This is a genomic window from Candidatus Sphingomonas phytovorans (assembly GCA_029202385.1).
In the GTDB taxonomy this organism is placed as follows: domain Bacteria; phylum Pseudomonadota; class Alphaproteobacteria; order Sphingomonadales; family Sphingomonadaceae; genus Sphingomonas; species Sphingomonas phytovorans.
In genome coordinates, this window is the sequence record CP119314.1 from 1,732,014 (window position 1) to 1,753,690 (window position 21,677).

The following is a 21,677-nucleotide window of genomic DNA, read 5'->3' on the forward strand; positions in this document are numbered from 1 at the left end:
GCTGGCTGGCAACATGGCGTCGGTACGGGGCCGACGGAATGGCGCGGCGGCGCAGTTTTGCTTTCAGGCCTTCAACCGCGCGGCATGCCAGGCGACATGATCGGCCAGGAAGGTCGAGATGAAATAATAGCTGTGGTCGTACCCGGGCTGCATCCGCAGCGTCAGGTCGATCCCGGCCTTGGCGCATGCCTCGCGCAACAGTTCGGGCTTGAGCTGCTCGGTGAGAAAATTGTCCTTGTCTCCCTGGTCGACAAGGATTTCCGGCACCCGCATCCCGTCAGCGATCAGCGCGCAGGCATCATAGGTCCGCCAGCCCTCCCGGTCAGCGCCGAGATAGCCGGTCAGCGCCTTCTCGCCCCAGGGGCAGTGCAGCGGCGATACGATCGGCGCGAAGGCGGAGACGCTCCGGAAGCGCCCCTGATTGCGCAGGGCAATGGTCAGCGCGCCGTGGCCGCCCATCGAATGGCCGGTGATCCCCTGCCGGGTCAGGTCGGCCACCGGGAACTGAGCGGCGATCAGCGCGGGCAGCTCGTCCTCGATATAGCTGCGCATGCGGAAATTGGCCGACCAGGGCTGCTCGGTCGCATCGACATAGAAGCCCGCGCCCTTGCCGAAATCATAGGCGTCGTCATCGGGCACGTCGTCACCGCGCGGCGACGTGTCGGGCGCGATGAAGATCACGCCCTGCTCGGCACAGGCAGCGCGATACTCGCCCTTCTCGGTAACGTTGGCGTGCGTGCAGGTCAGCCCCGACAGATACCACAGCACCGGCAGCGTCGCGCCTTCGTCATGCTCCGGCACGAACACGGAGAAGGTCATCGGCGTACCCGTCACGGTCGACTCGTGCCGATAGACGCCCTGCACGCCTCCATGGGCCTTGTTGGTCGAGAGAGTTTCCATCGTTTCTCGCACCCCCTCCCGTTCGCTTCGAGCGAAGTCGAGAAGCCTTTCCTGAGATAGTAAGGTCAGTAGACGACGACGCTGCGGATGCTCTCGCCGGCATGCATCAGGTCGAATCCCTTGTTGATCTCCTCCAGGCCGAGGACATGAGTGATCATCGGGTCGATCTCGATCTTGCCGTTCATGTACCAGTCGACGATCTTCGGCACGTCGGTGCGGCCCTTGGCGCCGCCGAACGCGGTCCCGCGCCAGTTGCGGCCGGTCACGAGCTGGAACGGCCGGGTGCTGATCTCCTTGCCCGCTTCCGCCACGCCGATGACGATGCTGGTGCCCCAGCCGCGATGGCACGCTTCGAGCGCCTGGCGCATCACGGTCGTGTTGCCGGTGCAGTCGAACGTATAGTCGGCCCCGCCATCGGTCAGCGCGACGAGGTGCGCGACGATATCGGCGACATCCTTCGGGTTGACGAAGTGGGTCATGCCGAACTTCCGGCCCCATTCCTCGCGATCCGGGTTGATGTCGACGCCGATGATCATGTTCGCGCCAGCCATCTTCGCGCCCTGCAGCACGTTGAGGCCGATGCCCCCCAGGCCGAACACGATGACATTGTCGCCGACCTGCACCTTGGCGGTGTTGACCACCGCGCCCACGCCGGTGGTGACGCCGCAACCGATATAGCAACTCGTCTTGAACGGCGCGTCCTCGCGGATCTTCGCCACGGCGATCTCGGGCAGCACGGTGAAATTGGAAAAGGTCGAGCAACCCATATAATGGAAGATGGTCTGGCCCTTGTAGCTGAAGCGGCTGGTGCCGTCGGGCATCAGCCCCTTGCCCTGGGTCGCGCGGATCGCGGTGCAGAGGTTGGTCTTGCCGCTGAGGCACGACTTACACTGGCGGCATTCGGGGGTGTAGAGCGGGATGACATGGTCGCCCGGCTTCACGCTGGTCACGCCGGGTCCGACCTCGCGCACGATGCCTGCGCCCTCATGGCCAAGCACGCTCGGGAACAGTCCTTCCGAATCGAGCCCGTCAAGCGTGTAGGCGTCGGTGTGGCAGATGCCGGTCGCCATGATCTCGACCAGCACCTCGCCCGCCTTGGGGCCTTCCAGATCCAGCTCGACGATCTCAAGCGGCTTCTTGGCTTCGAAGGCAACGGCGGCGCGGGTCTTCATGGGCATCTCCTTGGACGGGCTTCCGCTAGCCGAATTGCGGAGGACAGAAAAGGCGGAGGGCGATATGAATTCGGCAAGCGCATTGCTTCCGTGATGCCAAAACAGCATGCCGGGCCAAGTCGCGGCAATTCCCGCCAGGAGCGGCGGTCTGAGGGGAAGACCCTTGATCCACATCCTTTACCGCACGGCGCTGCGAATCCTGGTCGGCGGGTTCCAATATGGTCGCGGCCGACTCTGGGCCTTCACCAGGCCAGACGTCGAGGGCGCCCATGCCATCGCCCTCACCCCCGAGGGCAGGATCGTCCTGGTGGAACTGAGCTATGCGCGCGGCTGGCACCTGCCGGGAGGCGGTCGGAAGGCCGGCGAGAGTGCCGAGGAGAATGTCGTCCGCGAGCTCCGCGAAGAGATTGGGGCAACCTCGCACAACGCCCCGGTCCTGGCTTTCGAGGTCGACGAACAGGTTCACCACCGCCGGGACCGCGCCTCGGTCTTCATCGTCCGCAACGTCCTGTACCGACCCAACCGCTGGTCGATCGAGATAGAGCGCGTGATCGAGGCGGATCCGGCCGACCTGCCAGCCGGCATCTCCCGGCGCGCACGGCGCTGGATCGATTCGGCCAATCTGTAGGAACGTCGCGAATGGCAGGTGGGCCCACTACGAAATGGTAGCGGAGGAGGGACTTGAACCCCCGACCCCAGGATTATGATTCCCGTGCTCTAACCAGCTGAGCTACTCCGCCCCGGCCATTCGAGAGCGGCGCCTATAGGAGCGCATCCCCGTCCGGGTCAAGCGAACATGTGACGCGACAGCGGCGCCCACGATCCCCCGCGATACCACCAGCTCGCCAACCCTGCGATCACGACCGGGCGCGGCCTGAAATCTGCCTCCAGCGTTCGCAGCAATGCCCTGGCCCGTTCGGGCGGGACCTTGTTCTGGATCGTCACATGCGGCCGCCATCCCGCCCGGTCCTGCGGCATCAGCATCGGGGCAAAGGCTTCGGCCAGCCGCTCACGGATATCGGCCAGTCCGGGGCTCTCGATCCGAACGGCAACGCCGCCGCCGAGCGAGATCAGGCCAGCCATCCATGCCTGGGGCGGGCTGACACCGCGGGTTTCCCCCGCCAGCCGATGCTTCAGCTCCGCCTCGAGCGACGGCGCGAGATGGTGGAACATCGTCAGGTGCGCGTCCAACCGGTTATGCTCCGGCGGGAAATGCGCCCGTCGCAAGCCGTCGAACCAGGCAGTATCGGCCTTGCTGAACAGGGCCGTTACGATGATTGGGGTCAGGGCCGACTCGCTCAAATCTCGAGCTGGCTGCCGAGTTCGACCACGCGGTTGGTCGGCAGGCGGAAGAACTCCATCGCGCTTTCGGCGTTGCGGAGCATCCAGGCGAACAGCTTCTCGCGCCAGATCATCATGCCCGGCCGCGCAGAGGGCAGCAGCGTCTGCCGCGCGAGGAAGAAGCTGGTGTCCATCATCCGGAAGTCGGCGCCGCATTGATGCACACGCGACAGCGCCGCGGGCACGTCCGGTTCCTCGATGAAACCGTAGCGGAGGATCATGCGGTGGAACCCGTCGCCCAGATTCTCGAGCTTGAAGCGCTCCGATTCGGGCAGATAGGGCGCGTCCATGATCTTCACGGTCAGCAGGACGACTCGCTCGTGCAGCACCTTGTTGTGCTTGAGGTTGTGAAGCAGCGCATGCGGCACCCCCTCGGGCGACGAGGTCATGAACACAGCGGTACCGGGAACCCGGGTCGCCGAGCTCGCCGCGGACGAGATGAACACCTTGATCGGCATTGCCGCCTCGCGCATCCGGTCGATCATCAGCTGCCGTCCCTTCGACCAGGTCGTCAGGAAGGTGAAGATGATGAACCCGACCAGCAGCGGGAACCAGCCGCCCGAAGGCACCTTGGTCAGGTTCGCCGCGAAATAGGCCCCGTCGACCATGAAGAAGACGGCCAGGAGCGGGATCGCGTAATATTTCGGCCAATGCCACAGCCGGAACAGCACGACCGAGAGCAGGCAGGTATCGATCAGCATCGCGCCCGTCACCGCGATGCCATAGGCCGACGTGAGGTTGGACGAGGTGCGGAAGAACATCACCAGCAGCAGCACCATCACCAGCAGCGCCCAGTTGACCAGCGGGATGTAGATCTGCCCCGCGGTCGCGGCGTTGGTATGCTCGATCCTGAGGCGCGGGATGAAACCGAGCTGGATCGCCTGCTGAGTCACCGAGAAAGCGCCGGAGATCACCGCCTGGCTGGCGATCACCGCCGCCGCCGTGGCAAGCACGACCAGCGGAAGCTGCAGGCTCTCTGGCGCGAGCATATAGAAGGGACTGCGCAATGCGGCGGCGCCTTCGCGGGACAGCAGGGCACCCTGCCCCATATAGTTCAGCATCAGCGCCGGCAGCACGAAGAACAGCCAGGACACGCGGATCGGGTTGCGCCCGAAATGCCCCATATCAGCGTAGAGCGCCTCGGCGCCCGTCACCGCCAGAACGACCGAGCCAAGCGCGAGGAAGGCGCGAACCGGATCGAGCATGAAGAACTTGACCGCATAATGCGGCGAGAACGCCCAGAGAATATCAGGGGTGTGGACGATGCTGATCAGGCCGAGCGTCGCGATCACGGCGAAATAGGCAAGCATGATCGGGCCGAAGAACAACCCGACGCGCGACGTGCCGTTGCGCTGGATCATGAACAGGCCGATGATGATCAGCACCGCGATGGGCAGCACCAGGCTGCCAAAGGCAGGCGCCGCGACGGCGAGACCCTCGACCGCAGACAGCACCGACACCGCCGGCGTGATCATGCTGTCGCCGTAGAACAGGGCTGTCGCGAACACGCCCAGCAGGATGATCCCGTTCGACCAGCGGCGAGTCTTGGTCTGGCCCGAAATCAGCGCCAGCAGCGCCAGGCTGCCGCCTTCGCCCTTGTTGTCGGCACGCATGATGATCGAGACATATTTGAATGTCACCACGACCATCATCGACCAGAACATCAGGCTGACGACGCCCATGATGTGCGCCGGGTCGAGCGCGAGCTTGTGATGGCCGGCAAAGGTCTCGCGAAAGGCGTAGAGCGGACTCGTCCCGATATCGCCGAACACGACGCCGATCGCGCCGAGCGCGAGCTTGGCGAGACCGTCCTTGTGGTGATGGATGGCGGATGCCGTTGCCTCCGCGGGCGCGGACTCATCCACGCTTGGCGAGTCACTGCTCACAGACGGGTCAATCTTGCCCGATTTTCAACGATATAGGCCATGGGTGAACCGAACTGCGCCCCTGCGTTCGAAGAGGCGGCGCATTAGCACGGGGCCAATGCCCCCGCAACGTCACCCGGATTGGGGCAGCAACGCATCTATTCCTCCGTTGCCAGGGTACGGATGGTGAACTGGGTGACAAGCCGGTGGACGCCGGGCAGCGCGGACAGCACCTCGCGGTGGATGCGTTCATAGCTGTCGTCCTCCCGCACGAGCACCTTGAGCAGGTAATCCGATTCCCCGCTCATCAGATGCGCCTCCCTGACCTGCGTGGTCGAGGCAAGCGCCAGCTCGAACGCCATCATCGTCGCCTGACGCTGATCGGTGAGCGTGACCGAAACGAATACGGTGGAAGGGTTGCCTCGCGCGGCTGGCGACAGCCGAGCGCGATAACCGCGGATCAGTCCCTGTTGCTCAAGCGTTTTGACGCGGCGATGCGCTGCCGAGGGCGACAGGCCCACCCTGTCGCCCAGCTCTTCGCTCGTGATGCCCGACTCATGCCCGAGCTGCGCGATGATCTTGCGGTCTATACTGTCCATACGGGACCATTTTGCAACAGATCCGCAACATGCACAATCACATTGCAAACCGCCTCAGCCCGGGCCCCAGATTGCAAGTACTTCCCGGGGCGATTGGTGTAGATTCGCGCAAAATCTAGGAGAGCTTCCATGCGCATCGGCGTCCCCAAGGAAATCAAGAACCACGAATACCGCGTCGGCCTGACCCCACCGTCGGTCGCCGAACTGTTCGCGGCCGGGCACGAACTGTTTGTCCAGACCGGCGCCGGCCTCGGCATCGATTTCGAGGATTCGGATTATGTCGCGGCGGGCGCAACGATCCTGCCGGACGCAGCGAGCGTCTTTGCCAGGTCCGACATGATCGTGAAGGTCAAGGAGCCGCAGCCGGGCGAAGTTGCCATGCTCGAACCGCGCCATCTGCTCTTCACCTATCTCCACCTCGCCGCCGACAAGCCGCAGGCCGAGGGGCTGATGAAATCGGGCGCGACCTGCATCGCCTATGAAACGGTGACGGCGAACGACCGCTCCCTCCCGCTGCTGAAGCCGATGTCCGAGGTGGCCGGCCGCATGTCGATTCAGGTGGGCGCGCATTATCTCGAAAAGGAACAGGGCGGCCGCGGCGTGCTGCTCGGCGGCGTGCCCGGCGTGGCACCGGCGCGAGTCGCGATCCTTGGCGGCGGCGTGTCTGGCGTCAACGCCGCGCAGATGGCCGTCGGCATGCGCGCCGATGTGACGATCTACGATATCTCGAACGCACGCCTTGCCGAACTCGACATGTTCTTCGGCAGCCAGATCAAGACCGCCTACGCCTCCAAGGCGGCGATCGCCGCAGCCGTGAAGAACGCGCATCTCGTCATCGGCGCCGTGCTGGTGCCGGGCGCCGCCGCGCCGAAGCTGGTCACCCGCGAGATGCTCAAGACGATGAAGCGCGGGTCAGTGCTGGTCGATATCGCAATCGATCAGGGCGGCTGCTTCGAGACGTCGCATGCCACCACGCATGAGGACCCGGTATTCGAGGTCGACGGCGTGATTCATTATTGCGTGGCGAACATGCCCGGCGCGGTCGCCCGCACCTCGGCCTTCGCGCTCAACAATGCCACCCTGCCCTTCGTGATGAAGCTCGCCAGGCTCGGCGCCGAACAAGCGATGACGGCAGATCCACATCTCGCCAACGGCCTCAACGTCTCGGGCGGCAAGATCCGGCATCAGGCAGTAGCAGAAGCACTCGACATCCCGTTCGAACCCTGGAACGCCTGACGTAGGCCGGGCCGGTCCTATCCCAGGATAGCGACCGGCCCGCGTGATGCGAATCGGAAGCTAATTGGCCGAAGTGCCGCCGCGGGCCTGCTCCGCTGCGGCGAGGAACGCATCGAGACGGGCAAGCTGCGCCACAATCTCCTTGCGATAGGGCTGTTCGGGTGGGGAAAGTTCAAGTGCCCTGGCCCAGTAAGGCCGGGCCGTCGCATAGTCGCCCGCGCGGATATACGCCAAACCGAGGAAATACGGCGGGGCGGGATGCTCTTTGTTAAGCCCCGCCGCGTGCCTGAACGCGAACAACGCAGCCGGCGACACCACGCCGTCATGAAGGGAAAGCGCCGATCCAAGCCCGGTCCACAGCGCCAGGCTTCGCGGATATTTGTTGACCCCGCCCAAGACGGCCCTGACCGCATTCCTTGTATCCCCCGCACGGGTCAGCCCATCGGCGGCGATCAGATAGGCGCCCTCGGCGGTATAACGCCCCAGCATCGAATCGCGCAGTTCTGTGAGCGCCGGATCGATCTCGATCGGCTCAGCATTGGCCGCGACCGGATGGCCGGGCAGCGCGGGATCGCCCTGCAATGCGTAGCCCGCCGCGCCGAGCATCATCGCGGCGCCGACAAAACTCCAGAGCGAGCGCGAAACCCCGCCAAGCCACAGCAAAGCCGCAGAGCCGAGACCGATCAGGGCAAGCATGATCCAGCCCATCAACCGCGCCGCCTCTTGAAGCTGCCACGTGCCAGCCACGCGCCGGCGGCGAGCATCGCCAGTGGCGCGAGCCACAAGGCCGCGGTCGTGCCGTTGAACGGCGGATCATAGGTCACATAGTCACCGTAGCGATCGATCAGCCAGCGCCGGACCGATTCCGGGCTCTCTCCCGTCTGGATTCGCTGGCGCACCAGCGCGCGCATGTCGCCCGCCATGTCAGCATCGCTGTCGGCGATCGACTGGCCCTGGCAGACGAGGCAGCGCAACGTCACCATCAGCGCCTGGGCTTTCGCTTCCTTGGCCGGGTCGCGCAACTGGGTATTGGCGAGCGCGGCGGGCGGAAGTCCGCTATCTGCCTGGAGTGGTGCCGCGAGCAGCAGGAAGAGGAACGCCAGGCGCTTCATTGCGCCGCCTGCAGGGCGTCGAGGATCGCGGGAATATCATCAGCGCGGATATCGCCGATATGCTGCTTCACGATGCGCCCCTGCCCGTCGATCACGAAGGTTTCCGGCACGCCGGACGAGCCGAGCGACAATTGAACCGCGCTCACCTTGTCGTCGCCGATCCGCTCATAGGGATCGCCATTGCGTTGCAGGAAGCCCTGGATCGCCGGACCGGTATCGCGGATCGCGATCGCGTCGATCGGCACCCCCATCGCCTTGAGACGCATCAGATTGGGTGCTTCCGCAATGCAGGGCACGCACCAGCTTGCGAATATGTTGAGCAGGCGCGGCTTGCCCTGCTGGAAGGCCTCGCTGCCGAGGCCCGGCTTGGTCGCGATGATCGGCGGCAGCGCGAATTTCGGTAGCGGCTTGCCCACCATCGCCGATTTCACCGTGCGGTCGGCCGGCGCGATCAGCCCGCTCGCCACGACCGCGAACAGCAAGGCAAACGCCCCGAACGGCGCCCAGAGCAGCACCCGCCTCATGCCTCCTCCTCCCGCGCCGCAACGCGCCGCTCGCGTCGCACGCGCCCGAGCAATGACAGCGCGCCGCCAAGCGCGATCAGCGCACCGCCAAGCCATATCAGGGTGACGAACGGTTTCCACCACAAGCGCAACTGCCAGCGCCCCTGCTCATCCTCCTGGCCGAGGACGGTATAAAGCTGCCCGTCGAGCTTCGTCGCAATGGCAGATTCGCTGGTGACGGTCGGCGGCGACGCGAAGAAACGGGACTGGGGTCGCAGGGTGAAAGACGCAGCCTCACCACGCCGCACGGTCAGCGTGCCTTCGAGCGCCGACCAGTTCGGGCCGATCACCGGCCGGATATGCTCAAGCGTCACCGTGAAGGGTCCGACGCGGTGCGGCTCACCGATCCGTGCCGCCACGAGGGTCTGCTGGGTAAAGGCACTGTCCGAGGCCATGCCGGCCAGGCTGACCGCAATACCGAGATGCGCGATCACCATGCCCCAGGTGAAGAGCGGCGTCCGGCGCAGGTCACGCTTCCAGAGCGGCGCGATGCTCGCCGCGCCAACCCCCGCTGCCAGCGAAAGGCCAAGTAGCGGGAGGATGCCCATCCCGCCGCCAAGGGCCGCGAACGCCGCCAGGGTGACGCCGGTGGCCGCGACCGGCACCGTCATGCGCCCGAGCACCGCGTTCGCGTTGTCGCGACGCCAGCGCATCAGCGGCCCCGCTCCCATGATCGCGACCAGCAGCAGCGCGATCGGCCCCGCCGTCTTGTCGAAGAAGGGCGGCCCGACCGAAAGCTGCACGCCCATGCCGGCGGCGACGATCGGATAGAGCGTGCCGATCAGCACGATGCCAAGGATCACCGACAACAGCAGGTTGTTGGCGACCAGCGCGCCCTCGCGGCTCACGGGTTCGAAGGTGCTGCCCTGGCGCACCGTCCCGACCCGTGCCGCGAACAGCAGCAGCGCGCCGCCGATATAGAGAGCGAGCAGCACGAGGATGAACGCGCCGCGCTTGGGATCGACCGCAAAGGCATGGACGCTGGTGAGGATGCCCGACCGCACGAGGAAGGTGCCGATCATCGACATCGAGAAGGCGACGACGGCGAGCATCACCGTCCAGGCGCGCAGCCCGTCACGAGTCGCCAGTACCGTCACTGAATGCAGGAGCGCCGTCGCCGCGAGCCAGGGCATCAGCGAGGCGTTCTCGACCGGATCCCAGAACCACCAGCCGCCCCAGCCGAGTTCGTAATAGGCCCAGTAGCTGCCGGCGGTGATGCCAAGCGTCAGGAAAATCCACGCGCCAAGTACCCAGGGCCGCATCGCGCGGGCAAACGCCGGCCCGACATCGCGCGTCACCAGCGCCCCCACCGCGAAGGAGAAGGCAACCGAGATGCCGACATAACCGATGTAGAGTGTCGGCGGATGGAAGGCCAAGCCGGGGTCCTGCAGCAACGGGTTCAGCCCGTTGCCGTCGGCCGGTGCCGGGTTCAGCCTTGCAAACGGATTCGAGGAGAACAGCAGAAAGGCGTAGAAACCCAGCGCGATCATCGCCTGCGCGCCAAGCGTCGCGATCAGCGTCGTGCGCTGCAGGCGATGCTCCAGAACTGCCACGGCACCACCCGCCAGCCCGAGGATCGTGACCCAGAGCAGCATCGAGCCCTCATGGTTCCCCCAGGCGCCGGCGATCTTGTAGATCAGCGGCTTGTCCGAATGGCTGTTCGACGCGACGAGCAGCACCGACATGTCCGACCGGACGAAGACGACCATCAGCAACAGGAGGGCGAGCCCGGCCAGCAAGCCCTGCACCACCGCAACCGGGCGCACCGCCGAAAGAAGCTGGTCAGTGACCGCGACGTCCTCGACACCGGTGAAGCGCTGTGCCGGAAGCTTTTTGGCGTCTGCTCCCGCTGAGAGAGGAGCGGAAAGCAACGAGCGCCGGACACCGACCGCCGCCAGCGCAAGCTGCAACGCCGCCAGCGCGGCCGCGAACCACAGCGCGGCAAGACCTGCTTCGGCGATCATTGTTCTAGCGACTTCGTCTCGTGCATCTTGCCCGCGATCTCCGGCGGCATGTATTTCTCGTCATGCTTGGCCAGCAGGTTGGTCGCGGTAAAGCTGCCGTCGGGGTTGAAGCTGCCCTCAGCGACCACGCCCGATTTCTCGCGGAACAGGTCGGGCACGATGCCCTTGAACGCGACGGGCACCTTGGCGACGCCGTCGGTGACGATAAAGCGGATCGATATGCCATCGGGGAGCTTGGCGATCGACCCTGCCTCCACCATGCCGCCCAGCCGTACCGCGCGCCCGATCGGCAGGCCATCCTTCCTGACGTCGCCCGGCGCGTAGAAGAACGCCGCCTGGTCCTTCAGCGCCGACAGCGCGAGCAACGCGGCGCCGCTCACCGCGGCGACGGCGAGCAGGGCGAGGGTCAGCCGTTGATGCTTGGCCTTCATTTACGCTCGCTCCCCCGCATTGCGAGCCAACTCCACAGGACCAGCGCAGAGATCGCGGCAAAGGTGATACCGTAAGCGCTGATGACGAACGGCCAGGGATTCATGCGGCCATCCGACGCATGCGCGCTTCGGCCTTGGCCGTGGCAAGAAGGGCCCGCATCCGCATCAGCACCACCGCGCCGAAGAGCAGCGAGAAACCGAGCAGCGAGAAGGGCAAGGGCCAGAGGATGGAATTGTCGATGGTCGACTGGGTCAGGCTGATGCTCTGGCCCTGGTGAAGCGTGTTCCACCAGACGACCGAATATCGGATGATCGGCAGCAGCACTGACCCGGCGACGCCGTAAATGGCGGGAATACGCCCGTCCCCGCCCCGCTCCGCATCGGCATGGGTAAGCGCCATGAAGCCGAGATAAACGAAGAACAGCAGCAGCATCGAGGTAAGCCGCCCGTCCCATTGCCACCAGGTTCCCCAGGTGGGCCGCCCCCAGATCGAGCCGGTGACGAGGCAGAGACCACAGAACACGGCGCCCGGCAGCGCAATCGCCCGCGCCGCGACCATCGCCAGCGGATGCCGCCAGACGAGATAGACGATCGAGCAGAGCGCGATTCCGCTCCAGCCACCCATGCCGAGCGTCGCGGTCGGCACATGAATATGCATGATCCGCACCGTCTCGCCCTGCAGATAGTCAGGCGGTATCCGGAACAGCGCCCCCCAGAGGCCGATCGCGAGCAACACCAGTCCCGCCCAGAACAGGATGGGTGTCAGCGGCCTGGCGAGCTTGAGGAAGCGCGCGGGGTTGGCGAGGGCATGAAGGCTGGGCACGTTGGCTTTCGCGTCTAGAGAGAGTCGGGAGGCTACTCAACCGCCCGTTATATGGATGTCCCAGTACGCAAGCGTCGCCCATAGCCAATTGTCGTCGATACGGATGTATCCTCACCTCGCGGAAAAATGCGGACTATCCCCAAGCAGATCACGAACGTCGATTCGCTCAGGTCAACGGTTGGCTTCCCAATCCCTAAGATCGCCCACGCGCGACTGATAATGTTCGAGCACACTGGCGACGCCACCTGTCGAGACCGTGGCCTGCAAGCCTTCAGCTGCGCCCTCGGCCGCCGGGATCGCTCGTTCAGCGATGGCAGCCTCGCAGCGCTCCACCGCCGGCCAGCCCTCTCCGGAGAGCAGCGCGTCGGCGAGATCGACCGCGTCAGCGAGCGCCAGATTGACGCCTTCGCCTCCGAACGGGGACATGAGATGGGCCGCGTCACCGAGGATGGTCAGGCCCGGCCGGGTGGTCCAGCGGTGGCCGATCGGAAGCGCATAGAGAGGCCGGACAGCGAGAATATCCCCGCGCTCGATCAGTTCGAGCAATGAGGGAGCCCAGCCGGTGAAGGCGCGCAGCACCTCCGCTCGAATCCCTTCAGTCGGGAGCCGGCCAAGTGCCTGTGCCGCGGTCTCCGACATGCGCACCCCTGCATAGCCACGGATATGGCCGCGACCGTTGCGCTGCCCGACAAGGATATGGTTGTCACCGACCGCGAACATCTTGCCACTGCCCACCAGCGAATCGACATCCGGGTGGCGTTGCGTGTCGAAGCCAAGTTCCACCATCGTCACCCCCTCATAGGCGGGTCGGGCTGTCGACAATAATGATCGCACACGCGACCAGGCACCATCAGCCCCCACGACGACATCGAAGGTCTCGACGAGGCCGCCCGTGTCGACTTCATAGCGACCGTCCGCGCATGGACGGATGGCTTCGACCCCGCTTGCCCACCGCACGGTGCCGGACGGCAACGATTCCAGCAGGATCCGGCGCAGGGCCGTACGGTCGATTTCGGGCCTGTCGTCACCGGCACCATCTCGATCGAAAAGAAGAGTACCGTCGGCATCGTAGAGCCGGTCGCCCTGATCCTCCGGCCTGGCCTCAGCCAAAAACTCGCGCTCAAGACCCGCCGCAAGCATTGCCCGCTGCCCGGTGTCGGCGTGCAGATCGAGCGAGCCGCCCTGCGGCCGTTCGTCGGCATGGGCATCGCGTTCGAACACCGTGGCGGCAACGCCTCGGACGTGGACCAGCCGGGCCAGCATGAGCCCGCCGGGGCCACCGCCGATGATCGCGATTCGCGGATTGGTTGTCACATCAGACTCCTTCATATACATAGGGTCCTATATATTAAACATAGGCCCCTATGCAATGGCGAATAGCAACTGGAATCCGATGAACACCCCCGGCCATTATTTCAGCCGGATCGCGCGCGGGTTGGCGCGGGTCGGCGATGTGAGGCTCCGGGAACTCGGCCTGGCGACAGCACAATTGCCGGTGCTGACAGCGCTCAAGGACGGGGCCCGGCTTTCCCAGACCGAACTGGCCCAATGGGCAAAGGTCGAACAGCCGACTATGGCGCAGCTTCTCGCACGGATGGAACGGGACGGCGTGATCCACCGCGAACCCGATCCCCGCGACCGGCGCAGCAGCCTTGTATCGCTGACGCAGGAGGCACTCGCAAAATTGCCGGCGGGGCGCGCCGTTTTGGAACGGGGAAACAGGGAAGCGACACAGGGCCTGACAGAAGACGAGGTCAACCTGCTGCTCGATCTGCTGAGCCGTGTCCTCGCCAATGTCGAAGCGATGGAATCCTGACCCTCGGCCGATGGCGGACACAAACGGGTCGCGATTGCCGCCTTTTCTATTGGAAATGACCTCTCAGGTCATTTCGTGTCGAAAATACCCGCGATATTTCCCTGCCAGGCCTGAGACCCTGAACCGCCGGAGCGGCTCAATCTGGTGGTGAGAGGATCGCAATGCACATCGGACGCAGGGATTTCCTGAAATTGAGTGGCGCGACCTTCGCCACCACCGCTTTGTCCGGCACCCTGATCGCGTCCGATGTTCCACGGAACCGGCCGATCATCGATGTGCACATGCATGCCTATCCGGCAACGACCCGGTTCCCCAACCCGATCGTCAACCCGATCACCGGCGCGAAGAGTCCCATCCTGAACGGGGCGGACCACCTCTCGGCCTGCATCGCAGAAATGAAGCGACACAATGTGGTCAGGGGAATCGTCAGCGGCGGCGATGGCGACCGCCTGCGGGCCGCGATCGACTGGCATGATCGCGATCCCGATCGTTTCGTCGCCGGCGCAGGCATCCGCGGGTCGGAAGACACGCCGCTGCCGTCCCTCGATACGCTGCGGAAAGCCTTTTCCGGGGGCAGGCTGCACGTGCTCGGCGAAGTGACCTCCCAATATGCCGGCCTGTCGCTCAGCGACCCGACATATGAACCCTATCTTGCGCTGGCGGAGGAACTCGACATCCCGGTGGCACTCCATACCGGGACGATGCCGGAGGGAACGACCTTCGATCCGTGCTGCCGGCCGGCACGGGCACGCTTCGGCAACCCAGAACTGGTTGAGGAGGTGCTCAACCGGCACCCGAAGCTTCGCCTGAACCTGATGCATGCCGGCTGGCCGTATCTGGACGACACGATGGCGATGCTGATGCTCTACCCGAACGTGAACGTCGATACCGGTACGCTCGACTGGCTCATGCCCCGCCCGCACTTCCACGACTATCTGCACACGCTGGTGAATGCTGGCTTCGGCAAGCGCATCATGTTCGGCTCGGACCAGATGTACTGGCCGGATGCGATCGGCCTCGCGATCGAGGGGGTCGAGACAGCCGCGTTCCTGACCGAGGATCAGAAACGCGACATTTTCTACAACAACGCAGTCCGCTTCTACAAATTGACCGGCGGCGCATCGTCATGAGCCGTCATTGGCATTGCCGGTTCACGCCCCGCGTTCAGGCGCGCCCGATCAGCCGCCCGGCGATCATATCCGCCACATCGGACGCCGGAGCGCCACTGCGGTCGCTTTCATCCCAGACTTCGACGAGACGATCGGGGATGCGCGCGATTCGGGCCTCGACCTCGGCACGGTCGCCCTGGCCGAGATATTCAAGGCCGACATTGATGATGCCGCCTGCGTTGATGACGTAGTCCGGCGCGTACAGGATACCGCGCGCCGCGAGCTGGGCACCGTCGGACTTGGTCGCAAGCTGGTTATTCGCGCCGCCAGCGACGATGCTGGTGCGCAGCGCGGCGATCGATTCCCCGGTGAGGATCGCACCGAGCGCATTGGGGCTGACGATATCAGCCTCGATACCGAGGATCGCGTCCGCCGCGGCGGTTTCGGCGCCAAGCTCGGCCGCGAGCGCCGCTGCCTTGTCAGCGTTCACGTCAGCCAGCGTGAGGCGCGCACCGTCCTTTGCGAGCAGCCGGGCAAGCCCGCCGCCGACGCTGCCGATGCCCTGGATCGCGACATGCACGCCCTTCATCGAATCCGCCGACAGGCCACGCTTCGCCGCGGCTTTCACGCCGAGATACACGCCCATCGCCGTGAACGGCCCCGGATCGCCGCCCGCGCTGCCCGCCGCGACCGGCAGGCCGGAGACGTGACGCGTCATGGTCGCGATGATCTTCATGCTCGCCTCGGACATACCGACATCCTCGGCCGTCACGTAGCGGCCGCCGAGCGAATCGACCGCCCGGCCGAATGCCTCGAGCTGGGGCACGGTGATCGAATCGCCTGGATTCGCCGCCAGCACCACGCCTTTGCCACCACCCATCGGCAGGCCGGCCATCGCATTCTTGAAGCTCATGCCACGCGACAGGCGAAGCGCATCGGTGATCGCGCCGTCGCTGTCCGCATAATGCCAGAAGCGCACGCCACCGGCCGCGGGGCCGAGCGTGGTCGAATGCACCGCGATCACCGCCTGAAGGCCGGACGTCGGATCGGTGAAGAGGTGCACGCCCTCATGATCGTCGAAATCGGGGAAGCCCCAGCCGCTGGTCACACGATTTTCCTGGCTGATGAAAGAATGGGGCGACCGACGGGACTTGAACCCGCAACATCCGGCATCACAAGCCGACGCTCTAACCAATTGAACTACGATCGCCGCAGAGCCAGCGCCCCTAGCGGGGGAAAGCAGGCACCGTCAAGATGAGCGTTTCCCCTATCGCAATACCATCCGCCGCTCTCCTTCCGGCGACGCGTCGTATCGGCGGAAGCCTGGGCAATTCCGCCAGCTTCCGCGAATGGGAGAATCAGAAGCGCCCCTCGATCGACAGCCTGTAGCCGTTCGGGGTGGCCTGGAAGCCATTGAGGACCAGCTTCTCGATTGCGGCGGGATCTCCCGGTTGCACCGTCAGCTCGCCGCGGAACCGGCCCGTGGCCCATAGACGAAGCGTTACCGTCTCAGTTCCCGCCTGGCTGGCCAGCGGGAGCAACAGCGCCCCTGCGTCGCAACGCGCGGCTCCGGTCATGCCCTGGCCGAGATTGATGCCGGCAAGATCGCCGGAGATCGTGGCGCGCACGCGCCCTTCCGCCTTCTCGCAATTCCCATCCTGGAAACGGACGCTGACATCGTCGAGTTCGAGCGCCGAGACCGGCACCGGTGCGAAGACGGCACCCGCTGGAAGCGTCGCGGTCAGGTCATCCACGCCGAAGCTGTGGCGGCTGACCCCGATCGCACCGCGAAACGGCCGGGCGGAGCCTCGCCCCGGCCCGGCCAGGTCGATTCGCGCCCGCCCAATGAGGAGCTGGATCGGCGACAGCCCTGCCCGCAGATCGCCCAGCGCCACGCCGCCGAAGCTCGCCTCGCGCAAGGTCCCGTACCAGATGCTTCCGCTCACCTGACGCGCCGTAAGGCCGGTATCACCGAGATCGAACCAACCCATGGCGAGACGCAGCGGCAGCAGGGCGATCAGCGCGACCACGAACACCGCGCCAAAAAAGGCGCGCGGCCCGGTCTTCAGTCGAATCCGTCTCATTGCCCGCGGACCTTCAGCGAAAGCTGGGCCGAGACGGTCTTGTCCCCATTATCGGCGGTGGAAAGCGAATCAACCAGGATGCCGGCGCTTTCGAGGCCCGCGATCCAGCCGAATAACGGGCCTGGCCGGGCAGTGGCGATAGTGATCTGCACCCGATTCGGCCCGTCTGCGGTCACGCTCGCCAGCGCGAAGCCTGCCTCATTGGCCCGGTCGCGGATGACCGTGTCGAGCTGCGCCTCGAGCGGCGCTGGCCGCTGGCGCTGGAGCGATTCCACTTCCTTCATACGGGCCTGAGTCTCGGCAAGCCGGATCAGCGCATCGGCATGGCGTTCGCGCGCCGAGGAGAGGCCGTCGGTGACCGGCCAGATGATGCCTGCCCAGACAAAGGTCAGCGCGGCCAGCGCGACCATGACCAGGAGCATCCGCTGCTCGCGCAGCGAGCGTCCGGTGAACCAGAGGCGCAGGCGCTCGATCATCGCGGGGTCACCGTCAGTTCGCTTGAGAAACGGCCGGCACTCGATTCGATCGTGCTCTGGCGGACGGCAAAGCCGTAGCTTTCTATCCGCAGGCGCAGATCGGTGATCTGCCCCTCGCTTTCCGCCGAAACCGTTGCCCGCAATTCGCCCCCGGCCCCGAAATTCAGGGTTCGTGCTTCCGCCCCCGGCACCGATCGGATCGCGGCGAACACCGCTGCGGCAGTCCGGCTGAAACCAGCGCCGCCGCCGCGCAGGCCGGAGAGGCGCGTGTCGAGCTGGCGATCGGCATTGTTGACGGTTTCGCCGCGCGGCAGCCCCTGGCGCGCGAGCAGATCGGCCTGACGCTCAAGCGAATCGGCGGCAAGATTATATTTCATGATCTGCATGAGGCTGATGAGCAGAGTCACGGTGAGGATCGCGACCGAGAGCCAGCCAAGTCGGCGGATCAGTCCCCAGTCGATCGCGAAACGCCGGCGACGCGCGAACGGTCCCTGCCTGAGGTCGAGCGCGGGCGATACCAGCGCGGCGGCGATCGCGGTTTCCAGTTCGTCGCGGCCAAGCACTGTCGGCGCGACCCCGCCGGTGATCAGTTCAGTCAGGCGCGCCTCGTCGGCGAACCCGCTGGTCTGGCCGCGAACCACCCCTTCCCCGCCCAGATCGGCGCGAAGATAGCCATGTTCCGGACGGGGCAGCAGCATCGGCGACGGCACCAGCATCGCGGGATCGACCCCATGCGCGGCGAGCGTTTCGAGCCATGCCTGCATCTGCGCGGCGGAGACCACCGCAATCGGCCGTTCGGCGTGGTCGCCCTCGCGTCCTACCGCGACGTGCAACTCGCCTATCGGCGCGGCGCTGGCATCGCTCACCAGCATCCGCGCCGCCGTCACTGCCTGAGCGGTCGAGCGATCCGGCAGTTCGGCCCAATGCAGCGTGACCGCGTCAGCCGGCACGACGACGATCGGCGGTTCCGAGTCACCGGGAAGATCGGGTAGCCCCTCGCCGCGCGTGGCGACCACGCCATCGGCGACGCGAAGCCAGCGCCATGGCGCGTTGCCCGTGGGCAGGAAGAGGGTGAGCGAATCGGTCATGACTGCTCGCCCCAGTGCCGCGAGACGAGCCGCGCGGGAAGCTCCGTCGCGTCGATCAACGCATGTTCTTCCAGTTCGGCGCCCCCAACCGTCGCATCGACCTGCAACGAGAACCAACCGGTCGTGACGGCGGTCTGCGCCATCGCGTCAGGCGGCGGCGTGACCGCATCGAGGGAAGGCAGCTTCCAGAAGGCGCTGGTGCTTTCGAAGCCATTGGGCGGCCGGCGCAGCAGCACCTGCCGGGCGGCCTCGACCGTCATCGTGTCGGGCATGAGCATCGCGAGCAAGGGCGCTTGTTCCGGGAGCAAGGTGTTGACGTTGATCTTCGAGGGCTTGGCAATCGGCAACGTGCAGAGCCAGGGACGAAGCTTGGCGTAGATCTGCGGTGTGACGCCGGCGACGGCGCGCAACTCGCTCGGATCGGTCATCAGGGTGTTGGCGGTACGATACGGAACCGCCTGGCCGCTATAGCTCGAATCCTCGGCCCCCAGATCGAGCGGACTCGTGTCGGTGTCGATCCAGTCGGACGCAGCGGCGGCGATCGATTCCCCTGACGCGCTCGATCCGCCAACCAGCCGGATCAGCCGCGCGAACTGGATACGCGACGGGGTAAAGGCGGCGTAGCTGCCGGGCGTGGTCTCGACCGCCAGGCTGTTGAGGTTGAAGCAATTCCCCCCATCCGATACCTTGGCGGTGGCGAGACCGCCGGGCACCGGGAGCGGGATCGCGCGGCCGCTCCACCCGCCCGCCAGCGTCACACGGCTCTTGTCGCGCGACAGCAGATCGCTGACCTTGGTCAGCGCCAGCGTCTCCGCGGCGAGGCCATAGGCGCGGGCCTGGTCCATCGCGATGGCGTTGCCGCCAAGCCGGGTCGCGAGACGCAGCTTCTCCAGCGCGGTCGCGGCCAGCACCGCGATCACCGCGACGAGCAGCAGCACCGTGAGCAGTGCGGCACCGCGCTCGGAGGAACGGTCAGCCCCCATCAGGCACCTTCCGCTTGCCGTATCCGGCACCAACCAGGAACACCTGCCTGAACTCCACCCCGTCGTCGCGCAGAACACGCATCTCCATCGCCTGGGGCAAGGCGTAGATCGGTGTCCCCTGCCAGCGATCGCCCCAGGCGCCGTTGATTCGATAGCGGAGCGATACCTGACGGACACGGGTCAGCATCACCGCCCGGGTCAGGGGCTGCGCGCCATCAAGCATCGGATAGGCGATTCGTTCGAGCGCGCCGTTCGCGACGCGATATTCGACCTTCTGCTCGCTCGGGCGCGGTGCCGCGTCCAGATTGCTCCAGCCGCCGCGCACGAGGCGAAGCATCGGTGCGCTGCCCGATCCCGGTTCGCCGGAAAAGGCGGGGAGCAGGTCTCCCGCCTCGTTGCGCGTCTGCCGCTCCATCGCCTGGGCGAGATCGGCCGCCAGGGCGGAGGACAGGCGATTGAGGGCCTGGACATCGTCGAGCTTCGCGTCGGTCGCTGCCTGCGCCCGGACGCTGAACGACAGCAGCGCCACGCCAGCGGCGGCGAGCAGGCCGAAGATCAGGAGGGAGATCATCACCTCCACAAGCGTGAAGCCATGTTCGGCGAAACGCCGAGGGGATCTGACGACGACGCCCGCCTCCGCGGGGGAATCGCAAGAGGAGCGTTTCATGATGCCGCCCCGCCGATGGTCGCGACGCGCACCACCGTCAGATGTCCCCGCCGGCTCCCCGTCGAGTCGGCGACCTGGACATCGATGCTGAGGATTCGCGCATCGGCGGTCGGGCGCGTTTCGCGAGTCCAGGTCCAGGCCTTGCCGCCATTCTGCTCGACGCCCTTGGCAATGCCTACGCTCGGCGGTTTGGCGTCGGTCATCGCCTCGATCGCGACATTGCGCGCGACCATCTGCGCGATCAGCGTCGAATCGAGAATTGAGGTGCCGCGGATCGTCGCGCCCTCAAGCCGGATCAGGGCGAGCGCCGCCAGGCTGAACACCGCCAGCGCGACCATCATCTCGATGAGGGTGAATCCCCGGGACCTCATCAGCCGCCGACCTTCACCGATCCATCGGGGGCAATGCTGACGGAGACTTCCTCCGCATCGCGCTTCAGCCGCACGTCGAGCGGCCGGTCGGCGAGGCCGGTCGAATCGAACATGATGCGCTGGCGACCACCAGCATCGGCGATGATGGCGCGAGTGCCCTTGCCCCAGCTTGTCACCCGCAGCGGCTTATCGCCGATCGGCGCCCAGCTGCCATGGGTCCGCTCGTCGAATCCATAGCCGCCGCCGGAAACCCAGACGCTCACCGGCCGCGCATCGACGATCGCCGATTGCTGCGCCACGCGCGTCCGTGCCGCGAAGCGTGTCGCCTCATCGAGCAGCCGCCCGCGCGGATCCGGCAATGCCCAGACGACAGCAGCCGACGCCAGCCCGATGATCGTGATGACGATCATCAGTTCGATCAACGTGAAGCCGTGTTCGGCGGAGCGCCGAACGGGGGTGAAGCCGTGTTCGGCGAAACGCCGAATGGGGGTGAAGCCGCGATCACGCTCTCGCGACCGCGCTCTTGGCAAGGCGGGCGTTCGGAACAACTACTGCCAGCTGCCGATATCGGCATCGGCTCCCTCGCCACCTTCCTTGTTGTCGGCGCCGAGCGTCCAGACGTCGGCATCGCCGTGCTGGCCCGGCGAGGCGTAGAGATAGGGGCGTCCCCACGGATCGTTGGGCAGGCGCTTGATATAGCCGCCACGCTGATACTTCGCCGGATCGGCGCCGTCCGGTGCGGTCACCAGGGCTTGCAGACCCTGCGCCGTCGTGGGGTAGACGTCGTTCTGCAGCTTGTAATTGTCCAGGGCACCCTCGATCGTCGAGATATCGGTCTTGGCCTTGATGACCTTGGCCTTCTCGCCGCTCGGGATGACGTTGATCGCGACGATCGTCGCGAGCAGTCCGAGGATGACGATCACGACCATCAGTTCGACAAGCGTGAAGCCGTGTTCGGCGGAGCGCCGAACGGGCGTGAAGCCGTGTTCGGCGGAGCGCCGAACGGGCGTGAAGCCCTCTTCGCGTTGGCGCTTGCGGATCGGGGCTTTTCGGGGGGTGTTCATGGCGGTCCTCATT

Annotated in this window: 25 protein-coding genes and 2 tRNA genes; 4 read left to right on the plus strand and 23 right to left on the minus strand. The window is 65.7% G+C overall.

The window, feature by feature from the left end; all coding sequences use genetic code 11:
• Positions 1-63 precede the first annotated feature (63 nt).
• Entirely contained in the window at positions 64-900 is an 837-nt protein-coding gene (gene fghA, locus P0Y59_07960) for an S-formylglutathione hydrolase (protein WEK01596.1), read from the minus strand.
• A 65-nt stretch (positions 901-965) separates the two neighbouring features.
• Entirely contained in the window at positions 966-2,072 is a 1,107-nt protein-coding gene (locus P0Y59_07965) for an S-(hydroxymethyl)glutathione dehydrogenase/class III alcohol dehydrogenase (protein WEK01597.1), read from the minus strand.
• A gap of 163 nt (positions 2,073-2,235) precedes the next feature.
• Between P0Y59_07965 and P0Y59_07970 the strand changes: the two genes are divergently transcribed.
• Positions 2,236-2,700: an NUDIX domain-containing protein gene (locus P0Y59_07970; GenBank protein ID WEK01598.1), complete on the plus strand. Its 465-nt coding sequence runs from the start codon at positions 2,236-2,238 to the stop codon at positions 2,698-2,700.
• Positions 2,701-2,735: 35 nt separating this feature from the next.
• Here the strand turns inward: P0Y59_07970 and P0Y59_07975 are convergent.
• From P0Y59_07975 to P0Y59_07990, 4 genes are all read right to left on the minus strand, one after another.
• Positions 2,736-2,812: transfer RNA gene (locus tag P0Y59_07975), tRNA-Met, on the minus strand.
• 46 nt (positions 2,813-2,858) lie between these two features.
• Complete coding sequence (locus tag P0Y59_07980; GenBank protein WEK01599.1) at positions 2,859-3,374, minus strand: 2'-5' RNA ligase family protein; 516 nt, start codon at positions 3,372-3,374, stop codon at positions 2,859-2,861.
• Positions 3,371-5,239, minus strand: a complete 1,869-nt coding sequence (locus P0Y59_07985) for a potassium transporter Kup (protein ID WEK02536.1) — start codon at positions 5,237-5,239, stop codon at positions 3,371-3,373. Before P0Y59_07985 ends, P0Y59_07980 begins: the two co-directional genes overlap by 4 nt.
• Positions 5,240-5,436: 197 nt before the next feature.
• Positions 5,437-5,877, minus strand: a complete 441-nt coding sequence (locus P0Y59_07990) for an Lrp/AsnC family transcriptional regulator (GenBank protein WEK01600.1) — start codon at positions 5,875-5,877, stop codon at positions 5,437-5,439.
• Positions 5,878-6,006: 129 nt separating this feature from the next.
• On the opposite strand from P0Y59_07990, the gene ald reads away from it, so the two are divergent.
• Positions 6,007-7,113 carry an alanine dehydrogenase gene (gene ald, locus P0Y59_07995; protein WEK01601.1) on the plus strand — a complete coding sequence of 369 codons (1,107 nt, stop codon included), beginning with the start codon at positions 6,007-6,009 and terminating at the stop codon, positions 7,111-7,113.
• A 60-nt stretch (positions 7,114-7,173) separates the two neighbouring features.
• Here the strand turns inward: ald and P0Y59_08000 are convergent, their stop codons facing one another.
• The 7 genes from P0Y59_08000 to P0Y59_08030 form a co-directional block, all read right to left on the minus strand.
• Positions 7,174-7,860, minus strand: a complete 687-nt coding sequence (locus tag P0Y59_08000) for a hypothetical protein (GenBank protein ID WEK01602.1) — start codon at positions 7,858-7,860, stop codon at positions 7,174-7,176.
• Entirely contained in the window at positions 7,821-8,225 is a 405-nt protein-coding gene (locus P0Y59_08005) for a cytochrome c-type biogenesis protein CcmH (GenBank protein ID WEK01603.1), read from the minus strand. The genes P0Y59_08000 and P0Y59_08005 overlap by 40 nt, the downstream gene beginning before the upstream one ends.
• On the minus strand, positions 8,222-8,749 hold the full coding sequence (locus tag P0Y59_08010) for a redoxin family protein (protein ID WEK01604.1): 528 nt from the start codon (positions 8,747-8,749) through the stop codon (positions 8,222-8,224). Before P0Y59_08010 ends, P0Y59_08005 begins: the two co-directional genes overlap by 4 nt.
• Positions 8,746-10,752, minus strand: coding sequence for a heme lyase CcmF/NrfE family subunit (locus P0Y59_08015; protein ID WEK01605.1), 2,007 nt, complete (start codon positions 10,750-10,752; stop codon positions 8,746-8,748). The genes P0Y59_08010 and P0Y59_08015 overlap by 4 nt, the downstream gene beginning before the upstream one ends.
• Positions 10,749-11,183 carry a cytochrome c maturation protein CcmE gene (gene ccmE, locus P0Y59_08020; GenBank protein WEK01606.1) on the minus strand — a complete coding sequence of 145 codons (435 nt, stop codon included), beginning with the start codon at positions 11,181-11,183 and terminating at the stop codon, positions 10,749-10,751. The genes P0Y59_08015 and ccmE overlap by 4 nt, the downstream gene beginning before the upstream one ends.
• Positions 11,184-11,283: 100 nt before the next feature.
• Positions 11,284-12,006, minus strand: a complete 723-nt coding sequence (gene ccmC / locus P0Y59_08025) for a heme ABC transporter permease CcmC (GenBank protein ID WEK01607.1) — start codon at positions 12,004-12,006, stop codon at positions 11,284-11,286.
• A gap of 171 nt (positions 12,007-12,177) precedes the next feature.
• Entirely contained in the window at positions 12,178-13,320 is a 1,143-nt protein-coding gene (locus tag P0Y59_08030) for an NAD(P)/FAD-dependent oxidoreductase (GenBank protein WEK01608.1), read from the minus strand.
• 55 nt (positions 13,321-13,375) lie between these two features.
• Here P0Y59_08030 and P0Y59_08035 point away from each other — a divergent pair, with 55 nt between their 5' ends.
• Positions 13,376-13,822, plus strand: coding sequence for a MarR family transcriptional regulator (locus P0Y59_08035; GenBank protein ID WEK01609.1), 447 nt, complete (start codon positions 13,376-13,378; stop codon positions 13,820-13,822).
• 161 nt (positions 13,823-13,983) lie between these two features.
• On the plus strand, positions 13,984-14,952 hold the full coding sequence (locus P0Y59_08040) for an amidohydrolase family protein (GenBank protein WEK01610.1): 969 nt from the start codon (positions 13,984-13,986) through the stop codon (positions 14,950-14,952).
• Positions 14,953-14,986: 34 nt separating this feature from the next.
• Here P0Y59_08040 and P0Y59_08045 read toward each other — a convergent pair whose 3' ends face one another.
• The 10 genes from P0Y59_08045 to gspG all read right to left on the minus strand — a co-directional run bounded on the left by P0Y59_08045 (position 14,987) and on the right by gspG (position 21,664).
• The gene (locus P0Y59_08045; protein ID WEK01611.1) at positions 14,987-16,039 is read right to left on the minus strand and encodes a Glu/Leu/Phe/Val dehydrogenase dimerization domain-containing protein; all 1,053 of its coding nucleotides are present in this window, start codon (positions 16,037-16,039) and stop codon (positions 14,987-14,989) included.
• A 25-nt stretch (positions 16,040-16,064) separates the two neighbouring features.
• A tRNA-His gene (locus tag P0Y59_08050) sits at positions 16,065-16,141 on the minus strand.
• 148 nt (positions 16,142-16,289) lie between these two features.
• Entirely contained in the window at positions 16,290-17,015 is a 726-nt protein-coding gene (locus P0Y59_08055; GenBank protein WEK01612.1) for a type II secretion system protein N, read from the minus strand.
• Positions 17,012-17,491 carry a type II secretion system protein GspM gene (gene gspM, locus P0Y59_08060; protein ID WEK01613.1) on the minus strand — a complete coding sequence of 160 codons (480 nt, stop codon included), beginning with the start codon at positions 17,489-17,491 and terminating at the stop codon, positions 17,012-17,014. The genes P0Y59_08055 and gspM overlap by 4 nt, the downstream gene beginning before the upstream one ends.
• Positions 17,488-18,579, minus strand: coding sequence for a type II secretion system protein GspL (gene gspL, locus P0Y59_08065; GenBank protein WEK01614.1), 1,092 nt, complete (start codon positions 18,577-18,579; stop codon positions 17,488-17,490). Before gspL ends, gspM begins: the two co-directional genes overlap by 4 nt.
• Complete coding sequence (gene gspK, locus P0Y59_08070) at positions 18,576-19,562, minus strand: type II secretion system minor pseudopilin GspK (protein ID WEK01615.1); 987 nt, start codon at positions 19,560-19,562, stop codon at positions 18,576-18,578. Before gspK ends, gspL begins: the two co-directional genes overlap by 4 nt.
• Positions 19,552-20,229, minus strand: a complete 678-nt coding sequence (gspJ, locus tag P0Y59_08075; GenBank protein ID WEK01616.1) for a type II secretion system minor pseudopilin GspJ — start codon at positions 20,227-20,229, stop codon at positions 19,552-19,554. Before gspJ ends, gspK begins: the two co-directional genes overlap by 11 nt.
• Complete coding sequence (gene gspI, locus P0Y59_08080; GenBank protein WEK01617.1) at positions 20,226-20,600, minus strand: type II secretion system minor pseudopilin GspI; 375 nt, start codon at positions 20,598-20,600, stop codon at positions 20,226-20,228. The genes gspJ and gspI overlap by 4 nt, the downstream gene beginning before the upstream one ends.
• Complete coding sequence (locus tag P0Y59_08085) at positions 20,600-21,130, minus strand: GspH/FimT family pseudopilin (GenBank protein ID WEK01618.1); 531 nt, start codon at positions 21,128-21,130, stop codon at positions 20,600-20,602. Before P0Y59_08085 ends, gspI begins: the two co-directional genes overlap by 1 nt.
• A gap of 18 nt (positions 21,131-21,148) precedes the next feature.
• On the minus strand, positions 21,149-21,664 hold the full coding sequence (gene gspG, locus P0Y59_08090; protein ID WEK01619.1) for a type II secretion system major pseudopilin GspG: 516 nt from the start codon (positions 21,662-21,664) through the stop codon (positions 21,149-21,151).
• Between the last annotated feature and the right edge of the window lie 13 nt (positions 21,665-21,677).

Coding starts and splice junctions, on each gene's coding strand:
- fghA (WEK01596.1), bottom strand. CDS start 900: ATGGAAACTCTCTCGACCAACAAGGCCCATGGAGGCGTGCAGGGCGTC.
- P0Y59_07965 (WEK01597.1), bottom strand. CDS start 2,072: ATGAAGACCCGCGCCGCCGTTGCCTTCGAAGCCAAGAAGCCGCTTGAG.
- P0Y59_07990 (WEK01600.1), bottom strand. CDS start 5,877: ATGGACAGTATAGACCGCAAGATCATCGCGCAGCTCGGGCATGAGTCG.
- ald (WEK01601.1), top strand. CDS start 6,007: ATGCGCATCGGCGTCCCCAAGGAAATCAAGAACCACGAATACCGCGTC.
- P0Y59_08005 (WEK01603.1), bottom strand. CDS start 8,225: ATGAAGCGCCTGGCGTTCCTCTTCCTGCTGCTCGCGGCACCACTCCAG.
- P0Y59_08010 (WEK01604.1), bottom strand. CDS start 8,749: ATGAGGCGGGTGCTGCTCTGGGCGCCGTTCGGGGCGTTTGCCTTGCTG.
- P0Y59_08015 (WEK01605.1), bottom strand. CDS start 10,752: ATGATCGCCGAAGCAGGTCTTGCCGCGCTGTGGTTCGCGGCCGCGCTG.
- ccmE (WEK01606.1), bottom strand. CDS start 11,183: ATGAAGGCCAAGCATCAACGGCTGACCCTCGCCCTGCTCGCCGTCGCC.
- P0Y59_08035 (WEK01609.1), top strand. CDS start 13,376: ATGGCGAATAGCAACTGGAATCCGATGAACACCCCCGGCCATTATTTC.
- P0Y59_08040 (WEK01610.1), top strand. CDS start 13,984: ATGCACATCGGACGCAGGGATTTCCTGAAATTGAGTGGCGCGACCTTC.
- P0Y59_08055 (WEK01612.1), bottom strand. CDS start 17,015: ATGAGACGGATTCGACTGAAGACCGGGCCGCGCGCCTTTTTTGGCGCG.
- gspM (WEK01613.1), bottom strand. CDS start 17,491: ATGATCGAGCGCCTGCGCCTCTGGTTCACCGGACGCTCGCTGCGCGAG.
- gspL (WEK01614.1), bottom strand. CDS start 18,579: ATGACCGATTCGCTCACCCTCTTCCTGCCCACGGGCAACGCGCCATGG.
- gspK (WEK01615.1), bottom strand. CDS start 19,562: ATGGGGGCTGACCGTTCCTCCGAGCGCGGTGCCGCACTGCTCACGGTG.
- gspJ (WEK01616.1), bottom strand. CDS start 20,229: ATGAAACGCTCCTCTTGCGATTCCCCCGCGGAGGCGGGCGTCGTCGTC.
- gspI (WEK01617.1), bottom strand. CDS start 20,600: ATGAGGTCCCGGGGATTCACCCTCATCGAGATGATGGTCGCGCTGGCG.
- gspG (WEK01619.1), bottom strand. CDS start 21,664: ATGAACACCCCCCGAAAAGCCCCGATCCGCAAGCGCCAACGCGAAGAG.